Origin of the sequence: Pseudoalteromonas sp. JC28 (assembly GCF_013319255.1) — a bacterium.
Lineage (GTDB): Bacteria > Pseudomonadota > Gammaproteobacteria > Enterobacterales > Alteromonadaceae > Pseudoalteromonas.
Window position 1 is genome coordinate 240,841 of sequence record NZ_QOKX01000010.1, and the last position, 26,050, is coordinate 266,890.

The following is a 26,050-nucleotide window of genomic DNA, read 5'->3' on the forward strand; positions in this document are numbered from 1 at the left end:
TAGGCAAATGCAAAATATAAAACACAGGCGAAACATAAAAGGCCGAGATTGTTAATTAGACGTAATACATTGCCACGAGTTGACGGTTTTGTCCAAGATAACTAGATAAGCGAGAAGCGAGTTCAGACGGTAATTGGCATGAGTTATTTTGAAACCCAAGTGCGGTATAAAAATGACAGAGGTGGCGATATGCAAAGGTATAAACTGTTTGCCCAGGGTTTACACTGCGAAAATGATAAACAGCTGATTCAATTAGTTTTTTTGCAACACCTTTGCGTCTAAACTGCGGTGCAACATAAACGCCTACAAGTAACCAATAGCCATCTACAGGCTGTAAACGACAAGCCGCTATAATTTTACTATTATCTTTAACTACCCAAACGTTGTCGTGTTTTGCAGCTCGTCCTCGTGCTTTTTGAGCATCATAAAACTTATTAACGAGCGGTGTCATTATCGCTGGGAGTAGTTCAACCGAATACATCAAGCAAGCATCAGGCTCAAGTAAAATTCAAACTTTTGCTTCAACGTATCCTGTTCAGAGAGTGGCCTTTGATTGATCGCATCATAGATTGCTTCTCTACTTTTTTTGCCTCGTTTTATTTGGTACGCCCAAAACGATGCTTCATACTCAAGTTGAATTTGGTATTTTTCTTGTCTAGGTAGCAAACATAGGTTGTGGCTCATTACACATCATTCAATTTTAAGTGAAGGGAACCACAAGTGTATCACAAGCCAACACACCTATTGCAGCAAAATCTAGTTTTGATTAAACCGAGATGCTGTGCACTTTTTTGTAAAAATTATGTATACTAATAGCCTCTACTTCTAAGTAAACAGTTGACGGAGTTGGATTGAAAACCGCATTACTATGTTTAATTATGATGATTTCAACGGCGACTCAAGCAGCCACAGATACGCCAAAAGTTATGCATTTCAATCAACCGCCAAAGACCCCGCAAGCACTCTATGTAATTGAACTTATGGGAATGGTTTATCAATCTCTCGACATAGAGCTACGCCTTGAAGAATTTAATCACAAAGGCTCTCTAATTGCAGCTAATGCAGGAAACCTAGATGGACAGTTAGCTCGAGTTGCGAGCGTGGAAAAGGAGTATCCAAACTTGCGTCGTGTTGATTACCCGTTATTTCAGTTTAACTTGCAGCTATTCACCCTTTGTGGCGATTGTAAACTTAGGGAGCTTCAATCCTTAACGGTTCGCAGCGGCTATCCTGTAGCGACCACATATTTGGCTGAGCACCAAATCCAAGCTTATGTTATCGGGGTGAAAAGCGCGGTCGCACAACTCAATTTAGTCATGCAGAAGCAAGTTGAAGGAGCACTTATTCTCGACTTTCACTTGAAACCACATTTAAAAAATATCAATGAAGAAACCCTACAAATAAAAAATTTAGCCGTCGTTGAGAGCTTTCACTTCGTGCATAAGCGCAATGAACACTTAATTCCACTGATTAAAGCAAAATTAGAGGAGTTTGAACGCGAAGGGGTGATACAAATGCTCAAAGCTAAATATCAAATTTAAAGTTTTCTCCTGTTTGCTCATCTGCTTGCTCCGTTTTTGATTTACGTTGTAAGTACCTTTTATATCGTTGCTGACACAGCGCAATAACTTTACGTTTTTGCTCGTTATTAAGATTATTCCACTCAAAGCGCTCTTCGCGACTGCGATAGCAACCTTTACAATAACCGCGATTATTTACCTGACAGATCCCCTTACACGGACTTGGGATCTCAAATATCTCAATTTGTTCCATGTACACTCAACACTTTTGCCCCTTTTCTAAGCATACTGTTTAGTAACTAGTCTGCCAAGGTTATAAAGAGCGAGTTACAACCTAGGGTCCCAAAAACAAAAAAACCCAGCACAAGGCTGGGTTTTTGAAAGCTCAGAAAAACTTACTTTTTCTTCACTGCTTTTTTGTTTGGAAGGTCAGTGATTGAACCTTCGAAGATTTCAGCAGCTAGACCGATTGACTCGTTCAACGTTGGGTGAGCGTGGATAGTAAGCGCTAGGTCTTCACCGTCAGCACCCATCTCTACTGCTAGGCCAATTTCACCAAGCATTTCACCTGCATTGATACCAACCATAGCACCACCGATCACACGACCTGACTCTTTATCAAAGATAAGCTTAGTAGAACCTTCAGTACGTGCAGAAGCGATTGCACGACCAGAAGCAGCCCACGGGAATACCGCAGTTTCAATGCTTAGACCTTGCTCTTTTGCTTCTTTCTCAGTCACACCAACCCAAGCGATTTCTGGATCTGTATATGCAATTGAAGGAATACACTTAGGATCGAAGTAATGCTTCTTACCAGAGATAACTTCAGCAGCAACGTGACCTTCATGAACCGCTTTGTGCGCAAGCATAGGTTGACCTACGATGTCACCGATAGCGAAGATGTGATCAACGTTAGTCTTCATTTGCTTGTCAGTGCTGATAAAGCCACGCTCATCAACATTTACGCCCGCTTTGTCAGCGTCAATTAGCTTACCATTTGGTGTACGACCAACAGCAACTAGTACTTTGTCATAACGAACTTGGCCTTCAGGTGCTTGCTTGCCTTCGAAAGATACGTAGATACCGTCTTCTTTCGCTTCAACAGCAACCACTTTAGTAGAAAGCATTACGTTAAACTTGTCTTTAACGTACTTTTGGTAAATCTTGATAACGTCTTTGTCAGCCGCTGGTACTAGTTGATCAGCAAACTCAACTACGTCGATCGCTGACCCTAGTGAACGGTAAACTGTACCCATCTCAAGACCGATGATACCACCGCCTAGTACAAGTAGCTTTTCAGGCACGTCTTTAAGCTCAAGTGCACCTGTAGAGTCGATGATACGCTCGTCTTCAGGAATGAAAGGAAGGCTTACAGGCTGAGAACCCGCTGCAATGATTGCGTTATCAAAGGTCACTGTTTTCGCACCGTCAGCACCTTCAACAGCGATAGTGTTAGAACCTGTGAACTTACCGTAGCCGTTAACTACAGTTACTTTACGCATCTTAGCCATTCCGCCAAGACCACCTGTAAGTTGACCGATCACAGACTCTTTCCATGAACGGATTTTGTCTAGGTCAATTTGTGGAGCACCGAAAGAAACACCGTGAGAAGCCATTTCTGCTGCATCGTCAATTACCTTTGCAACGTGAAGAAGGGCTTTTGAAGGGATACAACCAACGTTCAAGCACACACCACCTAGCGTGTCGCGAGATTCGATTAGTGTAACGTCTAAACCTAAGTCTGCTGCACGGAATGCTGCAGAGTAACCACCAGGACCACCGCCTAGTACAACAACTTGAGTTTTGATTTCGTTGCTCATGTTATTACCTTAACTGTTATTTGAACGGGTTTACTCGTCGAGAGTAGCCGACCCAAAGTGCCTGCCAAACACCCGATTCGGGGCACAGGGCAGAGAGAGTTATTATTGCTCGAAAGTGTATCATTCACACTCTCTATTGTCCCGCCTAATTATCAAGCGGAACAATAAAATACAAGAAAACCGCATCACCTAAGTCATGCGGTTTCTATTCTTACATTACTAGCTGGCGAATATCGCTTAAGTAGTTTGCAAGTGTCACAGTAAAGCGAGCTGCTAGTGCACCGTCAATGACACGATGGTCGTATGAACAGCTTAGCGGCACCATTAGGCGCGGCTCAAACTCTTTACCATTCCATTTCGGTTTGAAGTCTGACTTAGAAACACCAAGAATCGCAACTTCAGGAGCATTAACGATTGGCGTAAACGCCGTACCGCCGATACCGCCTAGGCTTGAGATAGTGAAACAGCCGCCCTGCATATCAGCAGACGTCAGTTTACCGTCACGTGCTTTCTTAGAAATTTCCATCAACTCGCGTGATATCTCAATGATGCCTTTCTTGTTCACGTCGCGAACAACAGGAACCACTAGACCATTTGGTGTATCAACCGCGATACCGATGTGAACATATTTCTTCAAGATTAAGCTCTCACCATCTTCAGATAGTGAAGAGTTAAACGTTGGGAACTCTTCAAGTGCTTTTGCAGCCGCTTTCATCACGAATACTAATGGCGTGATCTTCACACCCATTTTCTTCTTCTCAGCTAGCACATTCTGTTCTTTACGGAACGCTTCAAGCTCAGTGATATCTGCTTCGTCAAACTGCGTAACATGTGGGATTTGTACCCAGTTACGATGAAGGTTTGCACCCGATAGCTTATTGATGCGAGAAAGTTTCTTCTCTTCTATTTCACCAAACTTGCTGAAATCTACTTTTGGCCAAGGAATAAGACCAAGCTCACCGCCGCCAGTGTTGCCACCTTTTGCGATTTGACCAGATTCAACTTGCTTAACCAGCTCTTTCACGTAGTTTTGTACGTCTTCTTTTAGTACACGGTTCTTACGACCTGTACCTTTAACGCGAGCTAGGTTAACGCCAAACTCACGCGCTAAACGACGTACCACAGGTGATGCGTGGGCATACTGATCATTGGCCACAAAATCATCTTTTTGTGCAGAGGCTTTTGGTACTTCAGATTTTGCCGCTGAAGCCGCAGGCTGAGCTGGTTTTGCTTCAGTTTTAGCTGCTGCCTGAGGTGCTGGTGCCGCGCCTTTCACTTCGAATACGAAGATCAAAGAACCCGTTGATACTTTGTCGCCGGCATTGACTTTGATCTCTTTAATCGTACCTGCAAACGGAGCTGGTACTTCCATTGAGGCTTTGTCGCCTTCAACCGTGATAAGAGATTGCTCTTCTTCAACGCTGTCGCCAACAGCAACCATGATTTCAGTAACTTCAACTTCGTCGCCACCGATATCTGGTACATGCACTTCTTTTTCAGCTGATGCCGCAGGTGCTTGCTCTTGAGCAGGCGCTTCTGCGGCTTCGTTAGTCGCAGGTGCGTCACCGCTACCTGCCACTTCGAAGATGAAGATCAATGAACCGGTTGACACTTTGTCACCCGCGTTGATTTTCACTTCTTTGATAGTACCTGCAAATGGTGCTGGTACTTCCATTGAAGCCTTGTCGCCTTCAACCGTGATAAGCGATTGCTCTTCTTCAACAACATCGCCCGCAGCTACTAAGATTTCAGTGACTTCAACTTCATCGCCACCAATATCTGGTACGTGAACTTCTTTCACTTCTGTCTTGCCAGAGGCGTTTGCTTCTGGCTTAGCTTCTTCTGCTGGTTGCTCTGCCGGTGCTTCTTCACCTGCCGCTTCAAAAACCATGATCAAAGAGCCAGTCGATACTTTATCGCCTTCCGCTATTTTGATTTCTTTAACTGTTCCCGCCACAGAGGCAGGTACTTCCATTGATGCTTTGTCGCCTTCAACAGTGATAAGCGATTGCTCTTCTGCAACCGTGTCACCTACGCTTACTAGGATCTCGGTTACTTCAACCTCATCGGCACCAATATCTGGAACATGAATTTCGATTGCCATCACTCGTCCTCTTATGCGTAAAGTGGGTTAGTTTTGGTGGTGTCGATATCAAATTTCTTGATAGCGTCAGTCACTACTGATTTTTCAACTTTGCCTTGCTTAACTAGCTCGCCAAGTGCAGCAACTACCACGTAACCGGCATTCACTTCAAAGTGACGACGTAGGTTTTCACGGCTGTCTGAACGACCGTAACCGTCTGTGCCAAGTACTTTGTAAGATGCGCTTGGCATAAATGCACGTACTTGATCAGCGTAGTTTTTCATGTAATCCGTAGCAGCAATTGCTGGCGCGTCACCAAGTACGCTGGTGATATAAGCCACTTTTTGCTCTGCTTCTGGGTTAAGCATGTTGAAACGCTCTGCATCTTGACCATCACGAGCAAGCTCGTTAAAAGACGTTACAGAGAATACGTCTGAACCGATACCGTAGTCGTCGCTTAGGATCTGCGCCGCTTTACGTACTTCGTTCAGAATAGTACCCGAGCCCATTAGCTGAACCTGTGCTTTGTCGCCTGTGTAGCTTTCAAGCTTGTAAATACCCTTACGAATACCTTCTTCAGCGCCTTCAGGCATTGCTGGCATATGGTAGTTTTCGTTCATGAGCGTTAGGTAGTAGAACACGTTCTCTTGCTCTGGACCGTACATACGACGGATACCATCTTGTAGAATAACCGCTACTTCAAATGCAAACGTTGGGTCGTAAGAAATACAGTTAGGCACTGTACCTGCTTGAATGTGTGAGTGACCATCTTCGTGCTGTAGACCTTCACCATTTAGCGTTGTACGACCGGCAGTTGCCCCTAATAGGAAGCCACGCGCTTGTTGGTCGCCCGCCATCCACGCCATATCACCTACACGTTGGAAACCAAACATTGAGTAGTAGATATAGAACGGGATCATTGGTAGGTCGTTCGTGCTGTATGACGTTGCCGCTGCAACCCATGAAGACATCGCGCCTAGCTCATTGATACCTTCTTGTAGTACCTGACCTGACGTTGCTTCTTTGTAGTAAGAAACGATATCGCGGTCTTCTGGGCTGTAGTTTTGGCCGTGCGGGTTGTAAATACCGATTTGACGGAATAAACCTTCCATACCAAAGGTACGTGCTTCATCAGCAATAATTGGAACAATGCTCTTGCCGATATTCTTGTCTTTTAACAAGATATTAAGCGCACGAACGTATGCCATTGTGGTTGAGATATCACGCTTTTGTTCTTCTAGAAGCGGTTTAAATGCATCTAGTTCAGGTAGCGTAAGCGTTTCTGTGAATTTAGGTAAACGCTTAGGTGTATAACCGTGAAGCGCGTTACGGCGAGCATGTAGATATTCGTGCTCTTTTGACCCTTCTTCTAGCGTCAAGTAAGGTAGCTCTTGTAATTGCTCATCAGATACCAAGTCATCTAGGCCTAGACGTGAACGTAGGTGTGCTACGTGTGTCATGTCCATTTTCTTAACTTGGTGAGCAATGTTTTTGCCTTCAGCCGCAGCGCCCATGCCGTAACCTTTTACCGTTTTAGCTAGGATAACCGTTGGACGACCTTTGGTTTCTTGTGCCGCTTTAAATGCAGCAAATAGCTTAGATGGCTCATGACCACCGCGCTTCAACGCGAAGATTTCATCGTCAGTCATATCAGCAACAAGCGCTGCTGTTTCTGGGTAACGACCGAAGAAGTGTTCACGTACGAAGGCGCCATCTTTTGCTTTGTAAGTTTGGTAATCACCGTCAACTGTTTCATTCATCAGTTGTAGCAATTTACCCGTAGTATCTTTGGCAAGTAGCTTATCCCAACCAGAACCCCAAACGACTTTGATCACGTTCCAACCAGCACCTTTAAATAGGCCTTCTAGTTCTTGGATGATCTTACCGTTACCCATTACTGGGCCGTCAAGACGCTGTAGGTTACAGTTGATTAGGTAGCATAGGTTGTCTAGCTTTTCACGGGCAGCGAAAGAAATCGCACCACGTGATTCTGGCTCGTCCATTTCACCATCACCAAGGAAGGCGTAAACGCGTTGCTCAGACGTATCTTTTAGACCACGGCCATCTAGGTATTTAAGAAAACGCGCTTGGTAGATAGACGCGATTGGACCTAGACCCATAGAAACCGTTGGGAACTGCCAGAATTCAGGCATTAACTTAGGGTGTGGGTATGAAGAAATACCGTTACCATCTACTTCCTGACGGAAGTTATCTAGCTGCTCAGCGCTTAGGCGGCCTTCAACAAATGCACGAGCATAAATGCCCGGAGAGATGTGGCCTTGGTAATACACTAAGTCACCACCGTCTTTCTCGTTTGGTGCACGGAAGAAGTGGTTGAAACACATTTCATAGAATGCAGCTGACGACTGGTAAGAGGCCATATGCCCGCCCAGCTCAAGATCTTTCTTCGAAGCACGAAGTACGATCATGATCGCATTCCAACGGATGATAGAGCGAATACGACGCTCAAGGTTCACATCCCCTGGATACGCAGGCTCTTGATCTGCTGGGATAGTGTTGACATAGTTAGTCGTAGTGCCTGTTGGCATATCTACGCCATCAAGACGCGCTTGCTCTAATACTTGCTCTAACAAGAACTGAGCGCGCTCTACGCCTTCTTCTTTTACGACCGACTCAAGCGCCTGTAACCATTCTTGGGTTTCTAGCGCGTCTACGTCAATTTTATTGACTTCAGACATATGGAGTGTTCCTTATGTTTAAAATACGAATTTATTCTATTTGTGCCAATTCTTACTGAATCAAGTCCGATTACTGCTGTTTTGTTCTACGCAGTGAACGTTCTATTCGCGAACGCTCTTTACCGGCTTCTAATAACGCTTCTTCGATAAAGGCTAAGTGGGCGTTACTAGCAAGTCTTGCTTGTTCAGGGTTACCATTGATCACCGCATCTAATAACAACTTTCTGTGCTCACCGAGCTGCTCACTCACGTCTGATTTTTGCACCAAGACCGTTAAGTTTTGCAACACGTTTTGCTCAAGCAATGACTGCATCCCTTTTACAAGATGAAGCAGGACGACGTTATGTGACGCTTCTGCAACGGCAAAGTGAAAAGCATTAATTGCCCTTGCCTTTTGCATCAAGTCATCACCTATCTCTGCAATACTGTCAAAGCTTTGTTGTACCTTTGCAAAGTCATTCTCTGTGCCCCTGAGTGCCGCGTAGTAGGCGGCGATGCCTTCTAATGCATGACGAAACTCAAGTAAATCAAACTGAGATTCTGGATGCTTACTGATCAAGTCAAATAACGGATCAGTCAGCCCTTCTTCCAGCTGATTTTTAACATACGTGCCACCACCTTGACGACGGGTAACAAGCCCCTTAGCTTCCAATTTCTGGATAGCCTCACGAAGTGATGGACGCGACACTTCAAACTGCTTAGCTAGTTCACGCTCAGGCGGCAACTTTGCACCGGGTAATAACGAGCCCTCGAGGATCATATTCTCAAGCTGTTCTAGTATTACGTCGGATAATTTTGCTGCTTTAATCTTTAAAGACATTGAAATAACGCCAATTTTTTATGATGTGACCTAGCCAGACCGCTGACTTATTTTAATCAATTTGGTAAGAATTAACTTCATAGGTAAATTGGTCATACCAAATTTGCACAATACGTTATCAAAATCCATGACAACTGTCAAAATTCAGCCCAATTCAATAATTAGCTGAGTGTAAAAACAACAGTTGGCGTGCATAAACTTTAACCAAGAATCGGGCAAATTTAAAAGGCGATTTAAATGGTCAGACCAGATAGGCATATACCATTTAACGTAAAATCAAGCTGCTGGAAAGGCGGTTTGGATAAGGCAAGTCTTAATCTAAAGCAGCCAATGACGATTCAAGATAGTCTTTACGATTGTTGGCTGCAAAGCATGCTCTAAAATCCCACTGAATACACTTTTAGGCTTTATGTGTAATAACATTCTTTATGCTTTATATACCGTCAAAATAGCCAACAGGCTATGAAAAACATTAAAAACAAATTTGGATTCTAACTTATGAATGATTTCGCAACGGATCAGGACATTATTTGGTTTTAGCAAAACCAAAAAGCAATCAATCGGTAAACACACGAGAGCAGCGAGCACGATACTGAGCAACATAGTTTTCATCCGCCCATAGTTTTTTAAGCCCTTCGTTATACAACTCGACATATTCACTATGATGCTTATTGATAAGCAAATAGCCTTTTTGGATAAAAGCAGGGATCGCTTGCGCAGCTAATAACTCCGCTTCTTCCGCAGGCAGTTCCTGCTGATAGGACTTCGCCGATTTTTCGTCCATAATCATAATATCTGCACGGTTTCGTAGGATCAGTGCCACATTTTTACTGGTATACGTGGCATATGAAGTTTTGATTTCAAGCGTCTCTATCGCCTCTAGCAGAGAAGGCGGATAAGTTAACCCTTGATTGAGCAACAATCTAAATGGCTTGAGATCTGCGTAACTCGTATAGGTAAACGCTAAATCTCGATGATGATAAAAGCGTGCTGTTTCTTCAGTGAGTGGGTATTGAGTGTAAATATAGTCTTTGCTCCTTTGCTCACTGTAATACCAATAAGCACTACCAATGTAAGCCGCCTTCATTCCCTCTTGATAGGCGCGTTCCCAAGGCATAAATAAAAATCGGACTTTGATATCAGAGAGCGCAAAGACATCTCGGATCACAGCAGCCACACAGCCTTGATCTTGTTTCGCTTGATCTAAGTACGGCGGCCATTGCCCCGTCGTAATATTCACCTGAGTATCAAGCGCGCTCGCACTCCCGCTCACACAACACAGTAAAATCAACGGCCAAACTACTTTCATCTGTATGCTCTGTTATTTTTTCAAAAAGTATAGGCAACGAATTAGATTATGGGTACATTGTTGTAGAAAAAAGAATGGAAAATCATGCAAATGATATGCTATGACACACTAAAGTAGATGTTATTTAATGCCATGGGAGTAAGCCGATAATCAAATTACCCATTGCCAAGTTTACCGATAATCGAGTATAACCAGAGTCTCTGGGCATGTATTACACAAGGATATCACTTTGGTTTGGCGGGTCTTTGTCCTACTACTTATCATCACGCTGATATTGTTTGCGCTTTATTTTATCTACCCAAGTGCAGCAGCAAACTCGATGAGGTCTATCAAACCTTTATTGACTGAATTAGGCATACAGCTAGACACCCATACCGAAAAACGTTTAAGTCAGCCAGACACCACTCCTCACCTAACGGTTGCACCACCAAAAGTAACAAGACAGCAGCTACCTGAAATACCAGAAAAAACCTTTTATAACCTAAACGGGCACAGTGATCTTGTTAATATGTTCAGCGGTATCTCAACACCTACCTGCGGGGTACTAAAGCGCGAAGTATTTTCCTTGCAAACGCAATTCAACCACATTGAAAATTTTAAACTCAATCTAACGGGTGAACCCGTGAGCCCTCATGTTGAGTATCAGGCGCAGCAAGCCCTCAACGTGGTGTATATGATGTTTAAGCACTTTTTTAACCAGTTAGCGCATAAAAAAGCCTTATCTCCCATCCAGTTGAACATGCATATTGCCGCCAATGACGCTGACTACAATGAGCTAATCCTCTCTCGCGATGCCGAGCCCGCTGGCACCTTGGGCATGTACTTCTTGTTTCAAAACCAAGGCTTTATCAATGGCGGTCGCACTGAAGAAGAAACGCTAAGAACGCTCATTCATGAGTCCGTGCACGCCCTCGTTTTTTACTATTTCGGCGTAACCCCTCGATGGGTAACGGAAGGCTTAGCCGAGTATTTTGAGCACCTAAGAATTACCGCAACAGGTCAATTTTCAGTTTACCTCTCTGACGAAGATTGGTTAACGAAAGAAGGGATTTTGAAATCGCGCTTTGCCAAGCTTGATATTAACACCCTATTCAATAGCGAAAATCAGTGGCAAACCATGCAAAGTAACACCTTATATGCCAATAGTTATCTGTTTACCGGATTTATGGTCGAGCACAACAGCAACGCTTTTTTCGAGTATTTACGACAAGAAAGCAGCAATCCGTGTAATATTGTACCTGCACAAAACATCGAGCTACTCTTTCGTAATTTTAATGAAAATGTCGAATCACAATTTGAGGAATGGCGTAACACACCTCGCCAAATTCAACACGGCGCATGGCAATAACTCTCCCTGTGAGGGTATAGCAATTAAGCTGTTTGTAACAATGACAAAAACTATCAGCATAGCCTCCTAATTAGCATTGCAGATAGTTTTGTAGGGAGGCGGTTCACCCTCCGAGAAGTGTGCTTTTCGGGTAGTCGTAGCCCACGGATAGGCGTCGAAACCTGTCAGGAGGACGGGCTGAATTCACGATAAATTTCGAGAAATCAGCCGTTAGCAAAATAAACCTCCATGTTTAATATCAAAGCGCATCCACGTGCTCCTCGTTCATTCTTTTTAAACGACGAAAAAGAACGAACCAAGAAAACGTCGCCCCAACATCACACTTAATCCTCAAATCCTAAGCAGATATAGTGCAACCGTCTTGTAAGGCACGTCCCTGTACCAGACAAGACTTGGCCGACATCCTGTCGGCACATTGCATATCGGCTTATGCTTTTCGGGTGTGATGGAGGGGGAATAAAGTTGCTTGTGGAATTTCCACTTTCTCAGTAGCAATAGAGTAGTTTATAAGCTCAAAAGCGGCTCCAGCCTCACAGTGTAAATAGTGTTGTGGGAGGCGGTTTACCCGCCGAGAAGTTATGCTTTTCGGGTAGTCGTAGCCCATGAATGGGCTTCGAAACCTGCCAGAAGGACAGGCTGAATTCACGATAAATTTCGAGCAATCAGCCGTTAGCAAAATAAACCTCCATGTTTAATATCAAAACGCATCCATGCGCTCCTCGTCTATTTTTTTTAAACGACGCGATCGAGCGAACCGAGAAAACGTCGCCCCGGCATCACACTCAATCCTCAAATCCTAAGCAGATATAGTGCAACCGTCTTGTAAGGGTGAGGTTGCCAGAGCCACTGCCTTTTACTGTGATATTACCTTGGCTTTGAATGAGTTGACTTCCCGCCGGCGCGGTGATGGTAAAGTTGTTGTCTGCCTTGAGCTTTATATCACTTTGGATAACACTGCGATGGCTGCGACCCGCCTTAAGGGTGATATTTTGTGTGGCACTTAAGCCGAGGCTCTTGAATTTTGTGGTAAATATATCGAACAAAATATTGCACGATGTATATGCTAACTGTCATGTGCTGTCCTTTGCGTAGAACTGGTTTATAACTTGATTTCGGACTTTAAAAAGTCGTAATAAAAAAGCCCATCCTCTCCATGGTCTTCAAAAATTTCTTTCCCGGCTAACATATAGGCCTTAAGTAAAGCATTTTTACTGCGCTCTTTATCACCTAACTGATAATGACACTGGCCAGCTCTAAAGTGAATAAATGGGTTGTCGAGTGCTTCAGGGTAGTTTAATGCATCCAGCATTGAATCTAGGGATTGTTGATATTCATCAAGCATATAATAACTATCCCCAATAGATACTTTAAGCCAAACGGCTTGCTCCCAATCTTCATCTGGATCAGCGAGTAAATCGAAGGCTTTTTTCCAGAGTGTCATTGCGCCTTGAAAATCTTCTTCATCAAAAAGGTCATTGCCTTGCTCGCAATACTCTTCTATCTGGTCATGTACATTCATTGGTTATACTCATTAAAGAAGGTTTTGTATTTCTTAGGTTGTTCTACAAAGCATCTACCCCGTGAAATAGAATTGGCTTTAGCAAACCATTCATATGCTTGTTTAAAGTTACCCATTTCAAATAATATAATTCCTTTTATGAAGCTTGGGCTATCATCATATGAAATGCAAAAGTCTGAATTTAAGTACTCATCAATTAGTGCTTCGGCCTCAGCAAGCTTCTCGATCGTAATAAAGTGTTCACAAGCAGAAGTAATAATAATTAATGATTCTGACCACTGACTCTTCGGTGAGGGGATTAATTCAATAGCTTCTTGCATTGCAACAAATGACTCATCTATTTTTCCTCTGTCTCTAAACTCCAGAGAACGATTAAATTTTTCATTAATCTCATCACTTAATCTTTCATCTAATTCTTTCATTTTTTCAACTTATTAATTGGGGATAAATAGGTTTCTTTTAACTTAGCTCCCGCTGAACGGTTTAGGCTGTAATGGTCCAATGTATAGTTATTTGGGTCAAGCATCCACTTCCTAACTTCTTTCGACTTTGCGCCATATTGCCTACCTTTCGTATTCCACCACCTTACTGCATCTGTCGGGTCATGTGCCATGTCTGCTTGCGACAGCGGGTGCCAATTTCCTTTGCTGTCTTTAAACTGGGTTTTACCGAATTTATCTCTTATCTTACCTTCTTTACGCATCCTAGCAATGACCTCTTTACCAGTGCGAGATGTTTTACTTGGTGTTTTTCCAAGGTATTTCAAGCGGTTCGATATCTTACGAGCTTTCTTAGTTTTTGTATTATTTGAACTATTGTTTTTAGCCCCCGGCAACTCATTCCCTTTTGGCGGCTCCAATTCATCAGCTTTGGCTTTGGTGGGCTTATCGGTAACGCCTCGAATTGGTGATTGACCTTGATATTCATCCAGTGCTTTATTAACTCGCTGTCCGATTTCTTGGGCGGCTTGTTGCATATGTTGGTCGATTTTTGGGGTGACCTCGTCTAGGCGTTTAACCGTGGCTTGCATGCCTTCGATGGCGGCGTCTGGAAGTAGTAGGTCGTAGTGCCAGCTGGTAGACATTTCATCGAGTGAATCGCGTAGGCCTTTGACGATGTTTTTAACTTCCGTGGCGGATTGTTTTCCTAGGTCTTGCCAGTTGATGTCTCTTAGGTATTTAACTGGGTCGCCTTTACCGACTTTTCTTTGGGTAAAAAGCCGCAGTACAGCAAGCGCAGCGGAGAGTGACTCTCCAGTATTTTTTAAGATAACCTTACCCACGCCTTTGACTGCTGAGCCCACAACTGGCACTAAACCAATACCCGTTAGGGTAAAGGCAAGCCAAGCGTCGGTGTCGTTGGCTTCATCATCGTCGGTCAGTAACATGACATTGGCGGTGATATCTCGTAAATCCATGACTTGGTCGATAATCGGTATCATGGAAATCAAGGTGCCTACCACGATTTGTGACGTAGAGGGGTTTTGATTAAAGTCGCCTTGCAGTGTGCCCCATAACCAATCACCTGCTTGGGTTGCAATGCCATTGGCTTCTATCAGTGGTGCGGTATTGCCGCTGCGTACCATTTCAGCGGCTTGCGCTGGGGTAATTTTTCCATACAGTGGGTTTTTAGGGCGATTATCTTCTGGCAGGTAATCGCGTTTATCCTCACCATATTGCACGGTATATTGACCTGGCGGTGCATTCTCAATTTTCTATATAAATTCACTAGTGCTTGCTGGAGGTGGTAAACCAAAGGTATCTAATTTTTAAAAGAAGGAGCTTATATAACGCTCAAGGAAATGTAGATGCCGTGGGCTGTAAAAAAATTTGAGAGCTTACGTCATTTGCATATGAAGTAGCTCTCAAAATAAGTGCGCTATTTTACACTTAATTAGTACTTTAAGGCTAACTAAAGCCAGTGTCAGAATAGATATGCTAAACGCACAATAAAGTACTATTCGTCTTCTAATATGCCCAAAATAAAGTTATTAAACCCAACGTGATACTCTTGCTCTACAATTTTATCTAAATTGTTCCAAACTGTAATTACACACTCTCCATTACTGAGAGGTTTCGAGCAGTTGATACAGTAAAGAAACTCATTGTTCACGCTATGGAAAACTACAAGCTCTTTTGGGAGTTGGTCATTACTCCTCTTTTTAAGAGTAAACCAAACAAAATTCGGATATTCTGCATTTATAAAATTAGGTGTTTTAGTTAAACCTAAGATTTCAATCGGGCCTATCGCTATATTTCCCCAAGCTTTCAAGTAGTCTTTAAAACTTTCTGGGAGACGAAGGTTGAGCACTGACTCAGCTTCTTTTATTTCTAAGTCACTATGACTACCTTGATATTCAAATTCGTTTAGTGACTCTAATCTTTGCTTTAACTCATCATGTGTAAAGTTTTTCATAATTAAAATCCTTTGGCTCTATATTTCCAGTACTCCGAGCTCCACTTTATAAATATCTTCTCTGCCTCAGTTTTCTTGATATTACCAAACTGAGTGCTTGGCCATGTTGATTTCCTGCCGTTATGAGCCCTAAAGCTATAATTCTTCCTCTTAAGCCAAGCGCCATTTCTTTTTTCGTATTGAGGAATATGTAGTATTTTTGTCCGCTCTGAATGCAGTTTACCACCAACCTCTGCAATTGTACCAGGCTCCTTTTGAATCAAATGGTGGAGGTTTACCGGCTCACCGTCGAAACCAATAGGAGGTCGTCCTTTCATCATTCGTTCAAGGTTCGTCAAACCATTAAGGTCTTTCTTGTTGATATCGAATAAATCATTACGCTGGTGTACAAGCCGCCCATCGAACATCGTTTTATGTTTCCACTGGCGAGTATTTAACCTTGAAGATGTCCTATGCTTTTCAGCTGTTATTCTTATTGATGGACCATGATTGATTTTTTTTACATCACGGATACTGGTGTCTAGTTTTCTAATCCGGTCTAGTTGTACCTTTTCAGTTGTACCCGAGCGAGTGTAATTTAAGCGTTTTAACTTGGTGGCTTGAGTGAGCTTTTCCAATGCGCGGGTTGCTTTAACAAAGTAATTGGATTTAGCAATAGCAGAAACCACTGCACCACTACCAAAGGTGGCAAGGGCAAGCAGTATTTCAAACGACAAGCGACCTGCCATTCTGGTGCGTTCAACACTGGAATGGGCGTTAAAGTAACGTGCTGGGAAATTTGCAAGTAAAGTACGCGCTTCTTCATCTTCTGCAATAATAACTAATGTTTCAAACGCTTCAACGATGCCATTAATAGACTCTGAGGCAGTTGACATAATTTGCTGTAACTCTGCCCGCATAGCTTCCACATCGCCAGTTGCAAGGTGGCCCAAAATACGGAAAGTTGCTGCGCCAACATCATAAATTGCTCCTGCTGTGCCTTCGACTAAATCTGCGACTCCCGTTACAATGCTTTCTCCTTGTTGATAAAGCCCGTATAAGAATGCACCGCTATAAATAAGCCCTTGCATCCCAAGGTTTTCGTCATCAATCAGGCGCTCTTGAATGTCAGCTTGCTTGCGGATTTCTGCAACCATTTGGTCAAGGGCCGTGCGAAGCTCTTGGCGTAACGAAATAATCTTCTCTTCGTCTTCGCCGATGTAACTCACGGTATAATTACCCGCAGGCACATCAATGACTTCTGCGGTACCGCCACTAAGCTGGCCTGTGTATATGTGGCCGTTATCCATCACGACTTCGTAATCAATGTCTTCTACTGGTGTGCCATCGCTATAAAAATACGAAAGGTCAATGGTTTTATCAGCAAGTGATGCCGCGCCATCAGCGGTTAACGACAAGCGTTGATTTGCTGCTATCTGCGCTATTTGCGGTACACTCGGCATCGTGGCGCTTTGTTTGCCACCAATATCTTGCTCCATGCTGCCGTCAAACACGGTCATGGCTTTGCCTTTTAAGGTCAGTAGCTTGTCTGCAAAGATGTTGACGTTACCACTTGAGTCAATACTGATTTCACTGCCGCCATTGGCAAGGGTGAGGTTGCCAGAGCCACTGCCTTTTACTGTGATATTGCCTTGGCTTTGAATGAGTTGACTTCCCGCGGGAGCGGTGATGGTGAGATTGTTGTCTGCCTTGAGGTTTATATCACTTTGGATAACACTGCGATGGCTGCGACCCGCCTTAAGGGTGATATTTTGTGTGGCGCTTACGTCAATTTGATTGGCGATGAGTTCAAAGTTAATCATCATCGCATTTTCAATTAATAAGTAAGTGTTTTTAGTGGTAAGGAGTTAAGTGGTTTTTATTTGCTACTTTAATAACAGGAGCATTTATTATGAATAAGCCTTAGCTATAAGCCCTTGTTGGTCTAGTATTTCTTTCTGACCAAATGATGCTAATACACTTAGATGGGCGAAAATATTTACTTTACTGACATTGTCAATGGTAGGCTGCCCACCAAGAAAAAAAGCGGGTTCAAAAGCATACATTTCGTTATATTTTAATTGAGATAATCGAAGTTTACATTTCTCAAAAAGTAAGCCTCCACTCGTATCATCTACATCCAGCGATGTTGGCCTTTTTGCACCAAAGAAAAACTGTATGGCATCGTTTTCTTCTCCAACTGCTATGTCTTCGGCATTACCTTCTTTCTCTATAATCCAACCGTGAGATGGGTCGATTAGATATTTATGTCCAAATTTCTCTCCCCATAAGAATAGCTCTCCAAAAGCACTGCGAGCAATTACATAATATGTGTCTTGCTCGATGATACCTATATCTCCAAGCCATGCATCTAAGGTATCTTCAAAATCATCGGGATTAGTTAACCAAAAAAGTCCTTCCCCGAAACCAGAAAATCCGTATTCACTCCAATATTCTAATAATCTAGTAGGTAGTTTACCTTCAAACTTTTTTATTATTTCTGCTGGGGCTTGATGTTTTTCAGTAGGCTCTTCAAATTTTTCAAGAAACCACTCGAAATCTTCATCTATTTCAAATTGTTTGGTCATTACTCTAACCTCCTTACTTACACCGTTCTAATTCTATATTCATTTGGGTGGTAGGGCCCATTGTTCTCAACGCAACCCTTGCTGCCTCATCTATACCGAAAACTCTCCATAAACTGAAACGTTTTACCTATGGCTTGCATGCCTTCGATGGCGGCGTCTGGAAGCAGTAGGTCGTAGTGCCAACTGGTGGACATGTCATCAAGTGAATCGCGTAGGCCTTTGACGATGTTTTTAACTTCCGTGGCGGATTGTTTTCCTAGGTCTTGCCAGTTGATGTCTCTTAGGTATTTAACTGGGTCGCCTTTGCCAAGCTTGCGTAAAACGGCAAGCGCAGCCGAGAGCGATTCTCCGGTATTTTTTAAGATAACCTTGCCCACGCCTTTGACTGCTGAGCCCACAACTGGCACTAAACCAATACCCGTTAGGGTAAAGGCAAGCCAAGCCTCGGTGTCGTTGGCTTCATCATCGTCGGTCAGTAACATGACATTGGCAATGATATCTCGTAAATCCATGACTTGGTCGATAATCGGTATCATGGAAATCGAGGGGCGACTACTGTCGGTGAAGGTTAGCTGCCTAGCCCTGCAACACCCAAGTGGTTCAGCCTATCCTTTCTTAAAAATCATGCGCAGAAGTTTATCTGATTAAATCAACCGGAACATACACACTATCTTCTAAGGATTCACTTGGTATTTCTAGAATATTAGCGACTAAAGCTAATTCAAAGCACCAATAACCAATATAATAATCCGTGTACTCGAATTCGCATTCACAATTGTGATTATCATGCCAGTCCGCCAAGCCCTCTAACTTGCTGTACCAACTTTGTGCAAATTGCTTGAGTAAATCAGGCTTTTGTTCATTGGGTACTGTAAAAGCGAGTGAAAGGTTTTGATAAATTTCAGGGTAATAGAGTGTGGGCGAAATAGGTCTATCGTTATCACCAAGTGCAATGGCTACATTATCAAGTAAGGTGTCTTTGCCGCGTTCATCAATAACATCGAGCACTTCTTGAATATGAGCTGGAGCGACATCACAGGCTTGTAAAAGTGCCAGCCACCACAAAGTGTAGATATAACGATTGATATTAGGGGAGCCGACAGCATCGATTTGCCCGCCCAACTTTTCAAAAGCATGGCGGTATATTTGATGATTTGCAGGTAACTTATCACAGTAGTGTGTCAGTTGTTTGCGATACGGCAAAATCGCTTCGGTATAGCGCTTAACATCCCCAAGGTGAGCACCATATGAGTAGTGCGCTATCGCTCGCATAATCGCGAGCTGATATATACGCTGGGCAACATCGACTCGCTCGCTAGGTGTGGTAAAATTACCTGCATCGAGGGCTTCCTGTGTTTCTTTAATGCCAACTTCAATGTCGACTAAGAACTCTTCGAAATAATCGTTACTTCTCCGTGTATCACGCACCTTTATCTCCTACTGATTATCTTGCCAATGTACGAGGTCTTTAGGGTAGTATGGGTGGTCAATAAAGCTGCTATCATCAATATTGAATAACTTAACAACAAGTGCAATTTCCCAGCACCAATAGCCAATGTATGCATCTGTATCCATTAAATGATAATCTGGGCTACCCTCCAATACATACCAAGCCTCTAGATAGGCTTTTGCAAGTGCTGGACGTTGCTCTGGACTTCCTTCAACTACTTTGTAAAGTTTACCGAAACGTTTTTTGAACAGAGTATCCGCAGCTATTTCACGATTAGTGTCACCTAGGGTTATAGCAATTTTATCAAATAGCGCGTCTTGACCTTGATTACCAATAAGACTCAGCACCTTTAGGTAGTATTCTTTATCCATATTTAAACAGAAAGCGAAACTCAACCATTTAAGATGATCTTCGAGGTAATCTTCTCTTAGTTCTTCCCAGCCAATTCGCTCTACTTGCTCTTTATCTGGCAAGGCGTCAGCATAATCCTTTTGCCATTGGCGGTAGGTCAACATATTTAATAAAAGTGGCTTAAATTCTGAGAGATCATCGCCGCGAGAGTATTTCTGATGAAGAAGATACAATGAGTCACTAACTAGCCTAAATGAACCTTTCATTTTGACTTCAGCTTCAAACTGACTATCAGGTTGGACTTTCTGTATTTTTTTTTCGATAACCTTTACTCTAAAGTTAACTCTATCATTGTAGTAATCAATATCTCTCAAATTATCTCTTTGCATTTATATGTCCTAAAATCCGGTTGCTTTACCAATATTGTGGGCGTTTTTATCCAGTATATTTACTATTAGATTGCCATCCAATTTATTACGGATAAGCAATTTTATGACTCTGCCATCATTATCTTCAATGGCTTCTAGTATGTCTGCTATCTGTTCCTCGTTCAACCCAGCTTTCCTGAGCCGTTTTTCCGTTAGCCACTGATCACTCAGTTGCTTGCCTGTTTTGGTTTTTCCCAATTTACTTTTATTGTATTTCGCTTCAGTGAAAGCATAATCAGGTGGTGGATTTGGGTGCAAATAAATCCCATCTATACCGGTTTCGCCGGGCTTAAAATTACCGTCGGTTTTACCTAGTGGTGTATAGCCATTCTCCAACATTAATTGGTGTGCATTGTACTCACCAGTAGCGCCTTTTCTGTGGTTTAGTGATTTATACTGCGTAAAGTCACTAGGCGTTTTGCGTGATGGCGGATTAACTTTGTTAACTGGGGCACCTTTGAGATCGTTTCCTTCTGGAGCTGAAAGCTCCGGTGCTTTAGATTTCTTCGGCACATTGGTAACGCCAACCTGTGGTAACTCCCCTTGATATTCATCCAGTGCTTTATTAACTCGCTGTCCGATTTCTTGGGCGGCTTGTTGCATATGCTGGTCGATTTTGGGGGTGACCTCGTCTAGGCGCTTTACCGTGGCTTGCATGCCTTCGATGGCGGCGTCTGGAAGTAGTAGGTCGTAGTGCCAACTGCTAGACATGTCATCAAGTGAATCGCGCAGGCCTTTGACGATGTTTTTAACTTCCGTGGCGGATTGTTTTCCTAGGTCTTGCCAGTTGATGTCTCTTAGGTATTTAACTGGGTCGCCTTTGCCGACTTTTCTTTGGGTAAAAAGCCGCAGTACAGCAAGCGCAGCGGAGAGGGATTCTCCGGTATTTTTTAAGATAACCTTGCCCACAACTGGCACTAAACCTATACTGATAAGTTAACTAGTGTTTGCCCTGAGAAGAGGAGCAACTTGGAGCGGTGATTTTAGGACGGAGTTACTCTTTGGTTAATCTATGAGCAAAGTGGAATCCCGCCCTGGCTAACTGGTAAGTTAATATTAAAAAACGTGTCTAATGAATCATCATGCTTAACCGGGGATACGGTCATCTTGATGATTCATTAAGTGATGTGCGCCGTTACTAATCACATTTGCATACAGCGTTATTCATGCTGCTTAATAGCGCCACGTACCATAGAAGCCATATCAATGATTTCCATATCACCCATGTCGGCAATTAAATTCAAATGGGCAAAAATATCGCACTTTTCAATATTCTTGACTTTTTTCTCGCCACCCATAAATAAAAATGGTGCAAAGCCGTACACTTCATCGGCATTGAGTGGGCCCTGTTTTTTTAATGCCGCAGGAAAGAGTGGCTTCCTTTGGTTATTTTCAATATCAAGATCTTCAATTTCTTGAAACGCTATAAAATTTTTTATTGTCCGCTCAGTGTTACCTGCTTTAATATCTTGCTCATTCCCTTTTTTTGTTCGCATCCAATTTAGGTGCGGGCTTATTTCAAGGGACTCACCTGTTGTTTCGCCGTAAATCTGAAGTTCCCCCCAAGCGTTACGCGCTATAACATAATAGATATCATCTTGCTCAAACGGGGTGTCTTCTAAAAATCGGTCAAGAATGTCTTGATAATCCGCTGGATTTGTCAGCCAAAATAAACCATCGGCAAAGCCACTGAAACCGAGTATTTGCCAGTATTCAAGTAGCTTGTCAGGCAGTTTCCCTCGATACGCTTCTATATCAGCGGTAGTCGCAGGTATGATTGTTGTTGGTTGGCTAAATTTGCTTAGAAAATATTCTAATGCGTCATCATTCGTCTCTATCATAGGTTCTCTACTTTACTTTTTTTTCAACGGGCAACGCTCAAGTCGAATGTTCAACTTAGCATCTGGGCCATATTCTTTAAATGCTTTTTCAACTTGCTCATCCATTAATTCCACGCGTGTTTTATCCCCTTTTTTACTTCCTATAGGTGCTTTGGCCCACTGCGGACCTATAGATTCATTAACTCTTTTATCACCCAGACGAGTAACATTATCATAACCGCCAGCGCCCATATCAGGGTCATGTAATGCATGTAAATTGCCCATAATTTCTGTTGCTCTTTGCAAGGCTAATTTTTCGGCTTCAGCATATGATAATTTTCTACTGTATGAGTCTTTAAGAGATCTCTTTAAATCTTTTTCGAAGTCTTTTCTAAAACCTTCTTGAACAGTTCCAGTCCCTTTGCGCTTCATATTTTTGTATCGATCGCGGTTTTCTCTGTATTCACCAATGGTTAAATCATTTAAGCCTTTTTCTTGATTCTTAAGCTGCCTTGCGTAATTATGCTCTAAAGCACGTAAGTCGCCCTTATGTTTTTTCCTTAAGTTATCACTTGGTTTAAAACAGGGGACCTTGTATGCTTTCATGCCTGCTTTGAGAGGGTGCAACCCTTTCCCTCCCGGTAACTCATTCCCTTTTGGCGGTTCCAACTCATCGGCTTTGGCTTTGGTGGGCTTATCGGTGACGCCTCGAATTGGTGGTTGGCCTTGATATTCATCCAGTGCTTTATTAACTCGCTGTCCGATTTCTTGGGCGGCTTGTTGCATATGCTGGTCGATTTTTGGGGTGACCTCGCCTAGGCGCTTTACCGTGGCTTGCATGCCTTCGATGGCAGCGTCTGGGAGTAGTAGGTCGTAGTGCCAACTGGTAGACATGTCATCAAGTGAATCGCGCAGGCCTTTGACGATGTTTTTAACTTCCGTGGCGGATTGTTTTCCTAGGTCTTGCCAGTTGATGTCTCTTAGGTATTTAACTGGGTCGCCTTTACCGACTTTTCTTTGGGTAAAAAGCCGCAGTACAGCAAGCGCAGCGGAGAGTGACTCTCCAGTATTTTTTAAGATAACCTTACCCACACCTTTGACCGCTGAGCCCACAACTGGCACTAAACCAATACCCGTTAGGGTAAAGGCAAGCCAAGCGTCGGTGTCGTTGGCTTCATCATCGTCAGTCAGTAACATGACATTGGCGATGATATCTCGTAAATCCATGACTTGGTCGATAATCGGTATCATGGAAATCAAGGTACCTACCACGATTTGTGACGTAGAGGGGTTTTGATTAAAGTCGCCTTGGAGTGTGCCCCATAACCAATCACCTGCTTGGGTTGCAATGCCATTGGCTTCTATCAGTGGTGCGGTATTGCCGCTGCGTACCATTTCAGCCGCTCGCGCTGGGGTGATTTTTCCATACAGAGGGTTTTTAGGGCGATTATCTTCTGGCAGGTAATCGCGTTTATCCTCACCATATTGCACGGTGTATTGACCAGGCGGTGCATTCTCGATTTTTGCTTTACCGCTGCCTTATATCTATTAAAAAATCAATAACTTACACTGAGGAAAGATTGTTTTCAGGTTAAGACCATGCATGTCTTAATTTACTGAAAGCATTTATCGACTCCTAAAAAATATGCGCTAGCTATCCACGCGTAAATTTCACTATTTTAGTAATCACATTTAAATAGTCCATAATGTTATGAAGTCCTTGTTATTATATCTTTCAGATATCCATATAAAAATATCTACGAAGCTTTCGTCTGACCACGGGTCAACATCTAAGTCTTGCCATCTATTATACTTCTTTTCACAAACTAACAAGCCTTCGTAGTAAACTCTAAAAGAATAGCTATCCAAGCTAGATTCGTGTTGAAGTTTTAGATTTTTATCTGATAGTTTATATAATGAATTATTGTTAAATAATATCGGACCTTCTTCTGAGGCAAATACCCCCCAAAAATCTCCAGATAAGTTTACGTAACTAGCTTTTTTTTCGATATCTACGTTAAAAGCTTCATGCAAATACATTTCATCTAGAGGTCCTTTTTTGAGGTCGAATTTCAAAATTCTTCTAAATTCATCCCTATTTCTAATATAGATATTGTTCATTTTATTCATCCATAAGTGTTTTTATATAGCTATCGGGTTTACTCTCTAACCACTTCTTAAACCCTGATAGTAACTTATTTACATCTGGGTTCGGTTTTGAAGAGCTCCAAATTATTTCTTTGTATGTTTTACCTCTTTCTATTAGCAAGTCAACACTAGGTCCTAAGGGATCGCCATACCGTCCCATATTTACCTCATAGATGTATTCTCGCAAAGCTTTTGGTGTAATATTTTTATATTCAGCGCCTAGCTCCCTTCTAGCTAAGTGAGCTTTGAATGCTAGAGCTTTTTCTGCATCTTCCAGTTTAGCAATATGATCAATGATATTTTCATTATAACTTCTCATCATCATCTCATATTCAGTTTTATACTTTGCAAGCGCTTCAACTTTTGATTCATACTCTATTCTAAGTGGGTGAACCTTAATGTCGTTGGATATCTTAAATATAAGATTTTGTTCAAACTCTCGACGTATAGTTAGGTTAAAATGGCTTAGTTTTTTAGTTGGTGAGGACGAAAATGTAGTGTCTAGTTTTCTAATCCGATCTAGTTGTACTTTTTCAGTTGTACCCGAGCGAGTGTAACTTAAGCGTTTTAACTTGGTGGCTTGAGTGAGCTTTTCCAATGCGCGGGTTGCTTTAACAAAGTAATTGGATTTAGCAATAGCAGAAACCACTGCACCACTACCAAAGGTGGCAAGGGCAAGCAGTATTTCAAACGACAAGCGACCTGCCATTCTGGTGCGTTCAACACTGGAATGAGCATTAAAGTAACGTGCTGGGAAATTTGCAAGTAAAGTACGCGCTTCTTCATCTTCTGCAATAATAACTAATGTCTCAAACGCTTCAACAATGCCATTAATGGACTCTGAGGCAGTTGACATAATTTGCTGTAACTCTGCCCGCATAGCTTCCACATCGCCAGTTGCAAGATGGCCCAAAATACGGAAAGTTGCTGCGCCAACATCATAAATTGCTCCTGCTGTGCCTTCGACTAAATCTGCGACTCCCGTTACAATGCTTTCTCCTTGTTGATAAAGCCCGTATAAGAATGCACCGCTATAAATAAGCCCTTGCATCCCAAGGTTTTCGTCATCAATCAGACGCTCTTGAATGTCAGCTTGCTTGCGGATTTCTGCAACCATTTGGTCAAGGGCCGTGCGAAGCTCTTGGCGTAACGAAATAATCTTCTCTTCGTCTTCGCCGATGTAACTCACGGTATAATTACCCGCAGGCACATCAATGACTTCTGCGGTACCGCCACTAAGCTGGCCGGTGTATATTTTGCCGTTATCCATCACGACTTCGTAATCAATGTCTTCTACTGGTGTGCCATCGCTATAAAAATACGAAAGGTCAATGGTTTTATCAGCAAGTGATGCCGCGCCATCAGCGGTTAACGACAAGCGTTGATTTGCTGCTATCTGCGCTATTTGCGGTACACTCGGCATCGTGGCGCTTTGTTTACCACCAATATCTTGCTCCATGCTACCGTCAAACACGGTCATGGCTTTGCCTTTTAAGGTCAGTAGCTTGTCTGCAAAGATGTTGACGTTACCACTTGAGTCAATGCTGATTTCACTGCCACCATTGGCAAGGGTGAGGTTGCCAGAGCCACTGCCTTTAATCGTGATATTGCCTTGGCTTTGAATGATTTGACTTCCCGCGGGAGCGGTGATGGTAAGGTTGTTGTCTGCCTTGAGGTTGATATCACTTTGGATAACACTGCGATGACTGCGACCCGCCTTAAGGGTCAAATCTTGTTTGGCGCTGACGTCAAT

24 protein-coding genes and 1 pseudogene are annotated in these 26,050 nt (G+C 42.8%); 2 read left to right on the forward strand and 23 right to left on the reverse strand.

Annotation, left to right across the window (positions count from 1 at the left end; all coding sequences use genetic code 11):
• Positions 1-55: 55 nt before the first annotated feature.
• Positions 56-481 (reverse strand): GNAT family N-acetyltransferase, encoded by a 426-nt coding sequence (locus DS891_RS21050; RefSeq protein WP_102056234.1) that lies wholly within the window; start codon positions 479-481, stop codon positions 56-58.
• Positions 481-684 carry a DUF3283 family protein gene (locus tag DS891_RS21055; protein ID WP_010607386.1) on the reverse strand — a complete coding sequence of 68 codons (204 nt, stop codon included), beginning with the start codon at positions 682-684 and terminating at the stop codon, positions 481-483. The genes DS891_RS21050 and DS891_RS21055 overlap by 1 nt, the downstream gene beginning before the upstream one ends.
• A 167-nt stretch (positions 685-851) precedes the next feature.
• Between DS891_RS21055 and DS891_RS21060 the strand changes: the two genes are divergently transcribed.
• Positions 852-1,541: a hypothetical protein gene (locus tag DS891_RS21060; RefSeq protein ID WP_174170857.1), complete on the forward strand. Its 690-nt coding sequence runs from the start codon at positions 852-854 to the stop codon at positions 1,539-1,541.
• Here DS891_RS21060 and DS891_RS21065 read toward each other — a convergent pair.
• The 6 genes from DS891_RS21065 to DS891_RS21090 all read right to left on the reverse strand — a co-directional run bounded on the left by DS891_RS21065 (position 1,525) and on the right by DS891_RS21090 (position 10,251).
• On the reverse strand, positions 1,525-1,773 hold the full coding sequence (locus tag DS891_RS21065; RefSeq protein ID WP_010607388.1) for a DUF1289 domain-containing protein: 249 nt from the start codon (positions 1,771-1,773) through the stop codon (positions 1,525-1,527). The genes DS891_RS21060 and DS891_RS21065 overlap by 17 nt on opposite strands.
• Positions 1,774-1,915: 142 nt before the next feature.
• Entirely contained in the window at positions 1,916-3,340 is a 1,425-nt protein-coding gene (gene lpdA, locus DS891_RS21070) for a dihydrolipoyl dehydrogenase (RefSeq protein WP_010607389.1), read from the reverse strand.
• Positions 3,341-3,551: 211 nt separating this feature from the next.
• Positions 3,552-5,444, reverse strand: coding sequence for a pyruvate dehydrogenase complex dihydrolipoyllysine-residue acetyltransferase (gene aceF, locus DS891_RS21075; protein ID WP_174170858.1), 1,893 nt, complete (start codon positions 5,442-5,444; stop codon positions 3,552-3,554).
• 11 nt (positions 5,445-5,455) lie between these two features.
• The gene (gene aceE / locus DS891_RS21080) at positions 5,456-8,122 is read right to left on the reverse strand and encodes a pyruvate dehydrogenase (acetyl-transferring), homodimeric type (RefSeq protein ID WP_174170859.1); all 2,667 of its coding nucleotides are present in this window, start codon (positions 8,120-8,122) and stop codon (positions 5,456-5,458) included.
• Positions 8,123-8,192: 70 nt separating this feature from the next.
• Positions 8,193-8,942, reverse strand: a complete 750-nt coding sequence (gene pdhR / locus DS891_RS21085; RefSeq protein ID WP_010607393.1) for a pyruvate dehydrogenase complex transcriptional repressor PdhR — start codon at positions 8,940-8,942, stop codon at positions 8,193-8,195.
• A 556-nt stretch (positions 8,943-9,498) separates the two neighbouring features.
• Entirely contained in the window at positions 9,499-10,251 is a 753-nt protein-coding gene (locus DS891_RS21090) for an ABC transporter substrate-binding protein (protein WP_174170860.1), read from the reverse strand.
• 229 nt (positions 10,252-10,480) lie between these two features.
• Between DS891_RS21090 and DS891_RS21095 the strand changes: the two genes are divergently transcribed.
• Positions 10,481-11,599 (forward strand): DUF1570 domain-containing protein, encoded by a 1,119-nt coding sequence (locus tag DS891_RS21095; RefSeq protein WP_174170861.1) that lies wholly within the window; start codon positions 10,481-10,483, stop codon positions 11,597-11,599.
• Positions 11,600-12,381: 782 nt separating this feature from the next.
• Here DS891_RS21095 and DS891_RS21100 read toward each other — a convergent pair.
• The 15 genes and pseudogenes from DS891_RS21100 to DS891_RS24650 form a co-directional block, all read right to left on the reverse strand.
• Positions 12,382-12,642, reverse strand: coding sequence for a hypothetical protein (locus DS891_RS21100; protein WP_045965830.1), 261 nt, complete (start codon positions 12,640-12,642; stop codon positions 12,382-12,384).
• A 56-nt stretch (positions 12,643-12,698) separates the two neighbouring features.
• Entirely contained in the window at positions 12,699-13,118 is a 420-nt protein-coding gene (locus tag DS891_RS21105; protein ID WP_039491886.1) for a tol-pal system YbgF family protein, read from the reverse strand.
• Positions 13,115-13,540, reverse strand: a complete 426-nt coding sequence (locus DS891_RS21110; RefSeq protein WP_039491885.1) for a hypothetical protein — start codon at positions 13,538-13,540, stop codon at positions 13,115-13,117. The genes DS891_RS21105 and DS891_RS21110 overlap by 4 nt, the downstream gene beginning before the upstream one ends.
• Positions 13,537-14,202, reverse strand: coding sequence for a GH-E family nuclease (locus DS891_RS24875; protein WP_174170871.1), 666 nt, complete (start codon positions 14,200-14,202; stop codon positions 13,537-13,539). The genes DS891_RS21110 and DS891_RS24875 overlap by 4 nt, the downstream gene beginning before the upstream one ends.
• An 872-nt stretch (positions 14,203-15,074) precedes the next feature.
• On the reverse strand, positions 15,075-15,533 hold the full coding sequence (locus DS891_RS21120) for an SMI1/KNR4 family protein (RefSeq protein ID WP_039491845.1): 459 nt from the start codon (positions 15,531-15,533) through the stop codon (positions 15,075-15,077).
• 2 nt (positions 15,534-15,535) lie between these two features.
• Positions 15,536-17,338: an HNH/ENDO VII family nuclease gene (locus tag DS891_RS21125; protein WP_174170862.1), complete on the reverse strand. Its 1,803-nt coding sequence runs from the start codon at positions 17,336-17,338 to the stop codon at positions 15,536-15,538.
• Between the two features lie 84 nt (positions 17,339-17,422).
• Positions 17,423-18,100, reverse strand: coding sequence for a GAD-like domain-containing protein (locus DS891_RS21130; RefSeq protein ID WP_174170863.1), 678 nt, complete (start codon positions 18,098-18,100; stop codon positions 17,423-17,425).
• Between the two features lie 86 nt (positions 18,101-18,186).
• Complete coding sequence (locus DS891_RS21135) at positions 18,187-18,636, reverse strand: hypothetical protein (RefSeq protein WP_217448691.1); 450 nt, start codon at positions 18,634-18,636, stop codon at positions 18,187-18,189.
• Positions 18,637-18,736: 100 nt separating this feature from the next.
• Complete coding sequence (locus DS891_RS21140) at positions 18,737-19,528, reverse strand: PoNe immunity protein domain-containing protein (protein ID WP_174170864.1); 792 nt, start codon at positions 19,526-19,528, stop codon at positions 18,737-18,739.
• Between the two features lie 9 nt (positions 19,529-19,537).
• Positions 19,538-20,290, reverse strand: a complete 753-nt coding sequence (locus tag DS891_RS21145) for a PoNe immunity protein domain-containing protein (RefSeq protein ID WP_174170865.1) — start codon at positions 20,288-20,290, stop codon at positions 19,538-19,540.
• Positions 20,291-20,299: 9 nt separating this feature from the next.
• Entirely contained in the window at positions 20,300-21,040 is a 741-nt protein-coding gene (locus DS891_RS24640; RefSeq protein WP_254605998.1) for a hypothetical protein, read from the reverse strand.
• Between the two features lie 449 nt (positions 21,041-21,489).
• On the reverse strand, positions 21,490-22,170 hold the full coding sequence (locus tag DS891_RS21160; protein WP_010379464.1) for a GAD-like domain-containing protein: 681 nt from the start codon (positions 22,168-22,170) through the stop codon (positions 21,490-21,492).
• A gap of 12 nt (positions 22,171-22,182) precedes the next feature.
• The gene (locus DS891_RS24645) at positions 22,183-23,640 is read right to left on the reverse strand and encodes a polymorphic toxin type 15 domain-containing protein (protein ID WP_286123890.1); all 1,458 of its coding nucleotides are present in this window, start codon (positions 23,638-23,640) and stop codon (positions 22,183-22,185) included.
• Between the two features lie 201 nt (positions 23,641-23,841).
• Entirely contained in the window at positions 23,842-24,270 is a 429-nt protein-coding gene (locus DS891_RS21170; RefSeq protein WP_174170866.1) for a hypothetical protein, read from the reverse strand.
• A gap of 1 nt (position 24,271) precedes the next feature.
• Positions 24,272-26,050 (reverse strand): annotated as a pseudogene (locus DS891_RS24650) (hypothetical protein); the annotation flags it as partial.